Below are 8,379 nucleotides of genomic sequence, written 5' to 3' on the forward strand. Positions count from 1 at the left end.
ATGATTCCGAGATGGTTGATGTCCTGAACATCGATTTCAATAGGTTGGTTCTGTTTCAATGGATGAAATTGAAAGACTTTCTATAAATATCTTATTCTTTAGCCAACCTGCTGAATGTAGGCTACCAGTGCTAGGATCTGCTCAAAATTTAAAGAAAGTTGGTAAACACTGTTACTCATAGAAGTCATCTCTTGAAACGTCAGTGATTGATTTTGGCTCTAGTGTAGCGCGAGGCAGCCTGGGTTAAAGCCTTGAAGAGCTTAGATCGCGCTTGCTATTTCTTTGCTGTTCCTTTTAATCCTGTAATCATTGTTCCTTCTTTAAACGCTTCGGGGGCGCGATATTCTCTAAGCAAGGGCGCGATCGCGCTGATAGAAAAAAACAATCACAGGAAAGTTCCTACTTGCTTGTTATGATCATTTTGATTCTAAAGGAAGTTAGAAACAATCAGTTATGAAAATCAAAGCAATTGTTCATCCTGCCGAAGAAGGGGGATATTGGGCGGAAGTTCCTGCCTTACCTGGATGTATCACAGAGGGAGATGACATGGAAGAGTTGATGAACAATCTCCAAGATGCGATCCAAGGGTGGTTAGAAGTAGCGAATGAAATGAAAATTGCTCAGTTAGAGGAAAATGATCTCTAAGATTATCTAGGGTTTGTTGAAACAAGCGCGATCGCGCTTATGCTTTTCTGGCTGTTCTTTTCAATCCTGTAACCCTTGTTCCTTCTTTCAGCTTTTCTGGTACGCGATCTTTTAGGAATTGGTTTTCAGTTTGCGCGATCGCGCTACGATAATTTTGTTACTTTGAACAATAGATAATTAAGCTTGAGGAAAAATAAATGAACAAGCGAGAATTTTATGTTGTGATTGAACAAGATGAAGATGGTTATTTCGTTGGTGAAGTTCCTCAACTTCAGGGTTGTTATAGCCAAGGAAAGACGGTTGATGAGTTGATGACAAATATTAAAGAGGTCATTTACTTATGCTTAGAAGATCAAGAGCAAGTACAGGATATTTCTAATTTTGTTGGCATACAAAAGATTGAACTTTAATGGCTAAACTTCCTGTTGTTGAAGCAGAAAAACTAGTTAAGCTTTAAAGAAGGCGGGATTTGAACCGATTCGACAACGTGGAAGCCACTTGCGCCTTAAACATCCTGATGGAAGAGTGGTTACAGTTCCTATGCATCAAGGTCAGGATATTAGAAGAGGATTGTTAAGAAAAATTTTACGGGATGCTGATTTAACGGTTGATGAATTTATCGCATGACTCGAATAACTGTGATTTAAGAAACTATGTAGCAAAACATCTCTAACATCAGCAATATAGTTTTGTTGAGGCTGGTTTTGCGCGATCGCGCTCTTATAGACTGCAACTGGAATAATAATTGATCCATAAAGAGACTCTAACAAATTAAGTGTTTGAATTGCAGCTAGATTGGTAATGGGAGAAGTATCACTAACAATAATCACAACAATCCTAGACTCTTTAAGTTTTCTACATCTTGATTGAGTTCTTCAACATCATAGTTAAGCGATAAATTTCTCTTCGCGAGTTCATGTTGAAATTGTAAAACGGTTAACCCTAACCAATCTCGGACTTTCCCACTACTAATTTTGTTTTGTTTATAGAGCAACAAAGCTAACTCTATTTTTAATTCTTCTTCGTTGGTTTCAGCAGCCTTTAAAATTTCTTAATGATGCGCGATCGCGCATTTTGACTGTATTTTAATTGTTTGAGCTAACAGTATTGATAAATGATTCTAGGTCTTGATGCAAACTCTGCCAACACATCGGCAATGCTTCTGCTAAGGGTTCAACCCGCTCTGATTTTAGACTGAACGTATAAAGATTTCGAACAACATGGCGAAAGGAACAATAATCATTTAGACTCTCGAACGTGTCAGGGCTTAAAACTGCCGGTCGAATTTCCCGTATTGGGGTAGCCATTTGTCTTAAGAGTTGGCGATGCCATTGTGGAGTGTCGGGGACTGAACCATCAATGGTTTGGGCAATTTGTTTCAAAATACGTTCTGCGCCAGAATAAAAGCTATGGATGTTCAGTGCGATGGTTCCGATATAGTCTTCATCTTGTGTTGCTCTGAACTTATCGAGTAATACCAATTCTCAAAAGTGGCTAGAGAGATCCTTAATTGAACCTCACTACAAACTGGGGCCAAATTTCCAGTGACTTTTGATAAACGGTATAAGACTTTATTTTTCTCTACGAGTTTCTCAATGTCTTGGCTTTCTTGCTCAATCTGGCTAAACAGGATGGCATATTGATTCATCGGTTGTTTTAGTGAAGAAAGTGAGATTATCGTATCTAGGTTGGACAGTTGCCTCCCATTGGCTATGATAATTTTTCCTTGTTGTTGAATAACCTGTTGTAGGCTTGATGAAGCGGATTCAACTTGCACCAGGTCAAAAGAAAATTCAAGGGTCAGATTTGACACCTCATTAAGAGCCGAATGATAGCTTTGATTAGCAAGCCCCCAAACAGCTAAGTCAATATCAGAATGATCGCGAATCGGGCACGGTTTTAAGAGTGAGCCAAACAAGACAACTTTTTCTACTGCATATTTATTAACCAGCAATTTAGCGGCTTGTTGAGCAATTTGCAAGCCTTGTTTTCGGCGTTGCTTCTGTCTGCTTTCTTGGTTAAAAATAGTCATCTGTTTTAGCCTTTTACTGCAAGATCAGAAGGATTCAACCGTCTGGCGCCATTGGAAAGAACAAAAATGGTTGAGGAGTCAAAGAAGTTACTTTAAGTCCATCGGGGATGATGATGGCAGTCATGGGATTTAGCCCCTTCGTTGTTCTGATTAATTACTTATTTTCTAATGTAAACAATTCCTTTTTGTGGACAAAGCGTATGATCGCGCTTATCAAAAGATTATAAACTTAAGATGAAATTAGGAGCCGATTGCTGAAGGTGAAGCGAATTTAATCGCACTTTACTTTAATATAGTTTGATAAATCCTCATCATTTGCTGATAGTTAACTTCAGGTGTATAGTTTTCTTGATAAACCTGACGCACTTTGTTTCCCATCTTTTCTATTTCTAGGGGATGATTTCCACTACATCTCAGAGAGTCAACCCACTGTTCAACTGAATGATGAGTAATTAGGGCTTGCTGAAAAAGTCTCGATCGATGCTAAAAGTCCATTTGCAGTTTATAGCGTTGGGTTTCCATGGGAACACCATCATCACAGGGGAGTTCGTTTTGGGTGGTTAGGGTTAGGGGAGTGGTGGTCATGATCGGCTTTGGGAACAGGCTTTAGTTTTATTTTATTGAGAGAGGGTGCGCGATCGCGATACAAACTAACCGTACTAAATGCAGTAAAGTAAATAAGGCTTAGCTTAAAAAGTTATCCAGCTTGACATCAGCAATAACAGTTTCTCTAAAGCTCTAAAGTAGCACTATTTAGACTTTGCAGATTGAAGAGCATAGTGATAAATTTCCATTAATTGGTGGTAGTTTTGATCAGCAGTATAGTAAGACTCATATTCTAAACGAGCTTCTAATCTCATTTTTTGCCAGTCTCTAGGATGATTTAGCATCCAGTTAACTTGTTGCACTAATTCATCTGCATTACCTGCGGTAAAGTGAAGTCCTGTGCGCTGATGTTCAATTAATGTTTCCATTGAGCCTAATTTAGATGCAATGACAGGTGTTCCTTTTGCAAAGGCTTCAATAATTACCCTTGGCATTCCTTCATACCATAGAGAAGGAAAAACTAATGCTTTTGCCTGACCCATGAGTTGATAAATCACTTCAATAGGTTGTCGCCCCATATATTCCACGCTAGGAATTGTTTGAGTTGTATTTCTAACTAACTCAACTAAAGAGCCATCCCCAACAATTTTAAGGGGTAAGTGATAACCTAAATCTTGCCAGGCTTGTAAGAGAGTTTCAATTCCTTTCTCTTCTGATAAGCGACCAACGAATAAAGCAAAATTGCCTTCTCCTTGTCCTAGTCCTGGATCAGGGTCAACAAAATTAGGTTTGACTATAATTTTATTTTTAGGTAAACCTCCTTCAATAAACTTATTTTTAGCAAACTCGGTTAGTGTAATGAATATATCAACCTGATTCTGATAAGTTCTAAGAAGGTGATGAGTTGATAGCATCATAGCAACAACAGTTGAGCCAGCTTTACTATTTTTATAGCAACTGTGAATAATACCTAGAAGAGGAACTGGTTTATTTAGACAGTCTTCGCATACTCGGTTTTCTCTGAAAAAATAGGCATTTAAGCAAAATAAACGATAGTTTCGTAAAGTTTGAATGACAGGTATTTCTTCTGCTTTCGCTGCATAATAAGCAGATGGCGAGATTAAGGGGAAAGTATTTTCACAGTTTAAAATATCGTATTGATAATTTCTAATTAGTTCACGAATTTGGTTATAGCTTTGCTGAGACCATAGCGTTTTTACTGCTGTTTTTATTAAACCTAAAGATTTTATATTTTCGTTATTTTCTGTGTATAGATTAACTTGATGACCATATTTCTTTAATAGTTGCATTTCAGCGTGGTTAGATTGATCTTCTCCCCCACCAATGAGATAAAAGTTATGAGCTTTGAGTATTTTCAAGTTGAGTCACTCCAAGTAGAATTTCTTATATGATGTATAACCAAGGTGATTACCTACTCTGCCCACAGGTGAATGAGCAATTTTCCTAATCTGTTGTGTCGTTAATTTCTGTAATCCTTTTAAAGTTTGAATTTCATAAAGAGATTGAATTTTTTGGCTATCAGTTAGTTTTTGATTAATTTTCTGGCGTTTGAACAAATCATTGGTATATTTTGCTGCAACTCTTTGTATTTTTTCTTTATATATTTCTTGTTCTCCAAATTCTAAAATCTGTGTTAGTATTTGTGAAGTATCTAATAACAGATCTTCATATCGAATTATTAGAAATTTAGACTCTGGTAAACCTGAATTGAGATAGGAGAGCACATGACTATCCCATCTTCCATAAACTCCACCTGAGTTAATTTCTTTATCAATAAAATTATCTAAGCTGATTTGATTTTTTTTTATTTCTGTTTCTCTTCTCCAAAAGCTGTATAAGGTCGCAAAAGGATCTCGGAGTAGGTAAACTACCTTTCTGCACTGAGGTGAATAAGAAAAGTGAGTTTTAACATATAACGTTTTAGATCGTAATAGATTTAGAAACTCAAATTGACGATGAATATCTGGTATATATCTTCTAAGAAGTTGAGGGAAGCGTTCTTCTTGACCAATAAGAACATCGTATAACATACATCTGAGCCAAGTATTTTCTGATCTTGGAAACGAGGCTAACCAGATATTCTCTTTAGAGGAGAGACTAGAAATTATTAAACTTGCTTGGTGTTTTAGAATTTGGGTTAGTTTACTCACCATTTTGCCCTGAAAATTTGCTGTAAAGTTTTTTTATAATCCATAAGGAAGCTCTTGGAATTGTTTGAATTAAGTGTCTAAACTCTCTTTTAGTTAGATTTCCCCAAGTAGGAAGTAAAACTTCCTCTAAAGCACCAGGTTCTAGAGTTTTAAATTCTTGAAATTTGGCTTGCAATTGTGGATTAGTATAGTCAATATGAGTTAAATCAATTTCTCTGTTGATAACTTGTTCCGCTCCTAGGATACACAAACCAAGTCTTGGATCTTGAGTTTGTAGAAAATGATGCCAAACCTTTTTTAATAATCGCCATTGTTTACGCGCTTGGATATAATTTACTTCTAACTGCAACGGTTGAAAGGCTTTTAAAGCTCTGTGAACGCCAAAGTGATAGGCTTGGAAGGGACTAGGATTAGGACAATGATCGACTAAGGGTGCTGGTTGCTCCCAGAGTCTCAGATGTTTACCAGGGATTTGAGGGTTATAGTCAACAAAAAGTTTCTCTTGGCTCGCAACCCACTGAACACGATTACTGAAAACATGAACTCCCATAATTAAGGAGTTGGAAAATCGATCATCAACTGCCATTTCCAGATGATCTAGGTTTGGATCTCTTGCAAAGAAACTGATCATTGTTTCAATTGCATCAGTTGATTTAAAGACCATATCAGCATCTAGCTTGATAAAATAATCAAATTTATGACTAAAGTTCATGAAGATTTTGTATAAAGTATCATGAGCTTCTTTATTAGGCAAATTTTTAATAACAATTTGTTCGAGACTGGGATAATTTTGCTGTTGAACTGAGGCAATACAGGATTCTAGTTCGTTCTCTCCAGAGAACAAGGTTCCGACTAAAACTCGTTTTGAGACATTCATAGAGCTAATTCTATTGGTTCAACAACTTTTTAACCGAACTTTTGCTTTTTATAAGCGACTATCTTCTTTCTAAGATCAAGAGGGAGAAATCTTATAATTGTAATTAGCAAAATATAACTATATTTTTTAATAAAGAGATAGATAGACCATAGAGAATATGCTTCCCACTGTACTCTTAGCCAAACTCGCCAATTTAAACCTGACTGAGGTATGAATACTAGCTTAAGAAGATTGAAAGGGTGTCCTGGGTATAGTAACCAATCACTCGGCTTACCAGGATACAGTTTTGATCCTTCACTGACTCTATTAAAAACTGGATTTCTTGTGTCTAAGAAGAGTTGAAATCCAGCTTGTTTAGCTTTCACTGAATACCAAGAGTCTCCATGATAATGAGGAGTTATCTGAGGGTTTGGAAAACCAATTTCTTCTATACTCGTGCGAGGTAAACAAACCAAATTTCCGCAGAGAAGGTCGCAAGGTATTAAATGATTTGGAGGTACTTGGACTAATATATGTCCTTGTCGCTTTTTTTCTTTCCCGCCAAAGCAAATTTGCTGGGGATTATCTAATTCAACTCCCTGACAACCAATAATAGTCTTGGAGTTATCCTTAATGAAATCAACTAGCTGAGATAGAGCATCCTTGGTTGGTTGACAGTCATCATTCAGCCAGATAAAGCATTCCGCACCTCGTTCATAAGCATATTCCATTCCCTTTCTAATTGCACCTGTCCACCAAAGATTCCCATCACCAGTAAGGATAGTGACTTCTGAATAGAGATTAGTAATGGCTTCGCTTGTGCCATCAGTGGAACCATCATCAACAACAACTGTGTAATATTGATCTAAGTCACCGCATTGTTTGAGGGTTTCTAAGCACTTGAGGGTAATATTTTTCCGATTGTGAACAGGAATGATGATATAAACAGGTTCTTTTTGATTTGAGTTCATCACTAACTAGCCTGCTCTGGGCGCTGTTGAGGTTAGAGTACCCATGAAAAGATTTAGATTGATCTCACCGGATAGATAGTTGGCTGAAGTCGTTGCTGATTTTGTTGAATTGCACTGAGCAGGTGCGCGATCGCGCTCTTTTCTATTTCTTATCTAAAACTTGCTGATAAAGCTCAATATACCGTTTAGCTTGCCACTCGATCGGGTATTCTTGAAGCGCGATCATTCCCAAAGACTCCGAGAAACCCCAGCAGTTTATAACTCTCGCCAATTTTCTAGCTGTAGATTGCCAACTCGTTCAAATTCGCGTTGGTTCGACGTTACCATAATTAAATTATTTTGGAGTGCAGTCGCAGCAATTAACAAGTCATAAGCACCAATGGGTTGCCCTTGAGATTTCAGCTTTGCCCGAATCTTAGCAGTTTGTTCGGCTTCTGAAATTCCAAAAGGAAGAATCGTCACAGAAGATAGAAAGCTAGTAATAATTGGTTCAACTTTTTCAGCACGTTTTGGATTTAACGCTAACCCGTAATTCAACTCCATCATTGTAATCGAAGAAATTGCTATTTCCCTAGGTGGCGTTTGTTTCAGCCTAGTTTGAGTGCCAGTTTCTCCTTTAATAAAGTCGCTGATCACACAAGTATCGCATTAAAATAGATTGGATTCACTTGGGGGAAGCAGGTATTCACGGTAGGATTCAAAGGAGGGAAAATCAGGAATTCCTTCATGGGATAAAATAATATCTGACCATTGGGAACTATCACGATTAGAGGGAGATTGAGCTAGCTGACGCAGGGCTTGCAGCACTAGAGTTTGCAGGGGAATGTTGGATCGCGCTGCTTGATGGATTAAGTCTTGTTCTAAATCGGGAGGTAATTCGATTGTGATGTGCATTTTTTCCGATTAATACTGTATTCTTAGCTCTGTTTTTAAGTTTTTTTCTATTATATTCCATAACAAGAAACCGCACTTGTCTTGCGATTCTGCCTCAAATATAAGCGCGATCGCTGCGACTCCTACTCCTGCATTTATAACAAAAAGCGCGATCGCGCCCCTCTTTTCTATTTCTTATCTAAAACTTGTTGATAAAGCTCAATATACCGTTTAGCTTGCAACTCGATCGGGTATTCTTGAAGCGCGATCGCGCGACAGTTTGCG

General features: G+C 37.6%; 12 protein-coding genes and 3 pseudogenes. 4 read left to right on the top strand and 11 right to left on the bottom strand.

The features are described from left to right. Positions 1 to 453: 453 nt before the first annotated feature. The 3 genes and pseudogenes from GVY04_15925 to GVY04_15935 all read left to right on the top strand — a co-directional run bounded on the left by GVY04_15925 (position 454) and on the right by GVY04_15935 (position 1,272). On the top strand, positions 454 to 645 hold the full coding sequence (locus GVY04_15925) for a type II toxin-antitoxin system HicB family antitoxin (GenBank protein ID NBD17563.1): 192 nt from the start codon (positions 454 to 456) through the stop codon (positions 643 to 645). A 197-nt stretch (positions 646 to 842) separates the two neighbouring features. Then, positions 843 to 1,055 carry a type II toxin-antitoxin system HicB family antitoxin gene (locus GVY04_15930; protein ID NBD17564.1) on the top strand — a complete coding sequence of 71 codons (213 nt, stop codon included), beginning with the start codon at positions 843 to 845 and terminating at the stop codon, positions 1,053 to 1,055. Continuing rightward, positions 1,055 to 1,272: pseudogene (locus GVY04_15935) on the top strand (addiction module toxin, HicA family). The gene GVY04_15930 and the pseudogene GVY04_15935 overlap by 1 nt, the downstream one beginning before the upstream one ends. Positions 1,273 to 1,367: 95 nt before the next feature. Here GVY04_15935 and GVY04_15940 read toward each other — a convergent pair. The 11 genes and pseudogenes from GVY04_15940 to GVY04_15990 all read right to left on the bottom strand — a co-directional run bounded on the left by GVY04_15940 (position 1,368) and on the right by GVY04_15990 (position 8,115). Further along, a pseudogene (locus tag GVY04_15940) lies at positions 1,368 to 1,475 on the bottom strand (DUF3368 domain-containing protein). Continuing rightward, on the bottom strand, positions 1,472 to 1,693 hold the full coding sequence (locus GVY04_15945; protein ID NBD17565.1) for a UPF0175 family protein: 222 nt from the start codon (positions 1,691 to 1,693) through the stop codon (positions 1,472 to 1,474). Before GVY04_15945 ends, GVY04_15940 begins: the two are co-directional and overlap by 4 nt. Positions 1,694 to 1,730: 37 nt before the next feature. Continuing rightward, a complete protein-coding gene (locus GVY04_15950) occupies positions 1,731 to 2,027 on the bottom strand; it encodes a hypothetical protein (GenBank protein ID NBD17566.1) in 297 nt (98 codons plus the stop codon). 35 nt (positions 2,028 to 2,062) lie between these two features. Then, the gene (locus tag GVY04_15955; protein ID NBD17567.1) at positions 2,063 to 2,677 is read right to left on the bottom strand and encodes a hypothetical protein; all 615 of its coding nucleotides are present in this window, start codon (positions 2,675 to 2,677) and stop codon (positions 2,063 to 2,065) included. A 489-nt stretch (positions 2,678 to 3,166) separates the two neighbouring features. Next, positions 3,167 to 3,262: pseudogene (locus GVY04_15960) on the bottom strand (Uma2 family endonuclease). Between the two features lie 164 nt (positions 3,263 to 3,426). Further along, positions 3,427 to 4,602 carry a glycosyltransferase gene (locus tag GVY04_15965; GenBank protein NBD17568.1) on the bottom strand — a complete coding sequence of 392 codons (1,176 nt, stop codon included), beginning with the start codon at positions 4,600 to 4,602 and terminating at the stop codon, positions 3,427 to 3,429. 6 nt (positions 4,603 to 4,608) lie between these two features. Further along, entirely contained in the window at positions 4,609 to 5,397 is a 789-nt protein-coding gene (locus GVY04_15970) for a hypothetical protein (GenBank protein ID NBD17569.1), read from the bottom strand. Then, positions 5,387 to 6,271: a hypothetical protein gene (locus GVY04_15975; GenBank protein NBD17570.1), complete on the bottom strand. Its 885-nt coding sequence runs from the start codon at positions 6,269 to 6,271 to the stop codon at positions 5,387 to 5,389. Before GVY04_15975 ends, GVY04_15970 begins: the two co-directional genes overlap by 11 nt. Before the next feature lie 29 nt (positions 6,272 to 6,300). Continuing rightward, complete coding sequence (locus GVY04_15980; GenBank protein NBD17571.1) at positions 6,301 to 7,221, bottom strand: glycosyltransferase; 921 nt, start codon at positions 7,219 to 7,221, stop codon at positions 6,301 to 6,303. A 255-nt stretch (positions 7,222 to 7,476) separates the two neighbouring features. Next, complete coding sequence (locus tag GVY04_15985) at positions 7,477 to 7,857, bottom strand: PIN domain-containing protein (GenBank protein NBD17572.1); 381 nt, start codon at positions 7,855 to 7,857, stop codon at positions 7,477 to 7,479. A gap of 12 nt (positions 7,858 to 7,869) precedes the next feature. Continuing rightward, complete coding sequence (locus GVY04_15990; GenBank protein ID NBD17573.1) at positions 7,870 to 8,115, bottom strand: hypothetical protein; 246 nt, start codon at positions 8,113 to 8,115, stop codon at positions 7,870 to 7,872. A 76-nt stretch (positions 8,116 to 8,191) separates the two neighbouring features. Here GVY04_15990 and GVY04_15995 point away from each other — a divergent pair, with 76 nt between their 5' ends. Next, entirely contained in the window at positions 8,192 to 8,329 is a 138-nt protein-coding gene (locus tag GVY04_15995) for a hypothetical protein (protein NBD17574.1), read from the top strand. Positions 8,330 to 8,379 lie beyond the last annotated feature (50 nt).

The sequence above is a fragment of the Cyanobacteria bacterium GSL.Bin1 genome, assembly GCA_009909085.1.
Lineage (GTDB): Bacteria > Cyanobacteriota > Cyanobacteriia > Cyanobacteriales > Rubidibacteraceae > Halothece.

Excerpts from the sequence above, each read along its gene's own strand:
- GVY04_15925 (NBD17563.1), top strand. The coding sequence starts at position 454 with ATGAAAATCAAAGCAATTGTTCATCCTGCCGAAGAAGGGGGATATTGG.
- GVY04_15930 (NBD17564.1), top strand. The coding sequence starts at position 843 with ATGAACAAGCGAGAATTTTATGTTGTGATTGAACAAGATGAAGATGGT.
- GVY04_15955 (NBD17567.1), bottom strand. The coding sequence starts at position 2,677 with ATGACTATTTTTAACCAAGAAAGCAGACAGAAGCAACGCCGAAAACAA.
- GVY04_15970 (NBD17569.1), bottom strand. The coding sequence starts at position 5,397 with ATGGTGAGTAAACTAACCCAAATTCTAAAACACCAAGCAAGTTTAATA.
- GVY04_15975 (NBD17570.1), bottom strand. The coding sequence starts at position 6,271 with ATGAATGTCTCAAAACGAGTTTTAGTCGGAACCTTGTTCTCTGGAGAG.
- GVY04_15980 (NBD17571.1), bottom strand. The coding sequence starts at position 7,221 with ATGAACTCAAATCAAAAAGAACCTGTTTATATCATCATTCCTGTTCAC.
- GVY04_15990 (NBD17573.1), bottom strand. The coding sequence starts at position 8,115 with ATGCACATCACAATCGAATTACCTCCCGATTTAGAACAAGACTTAATC.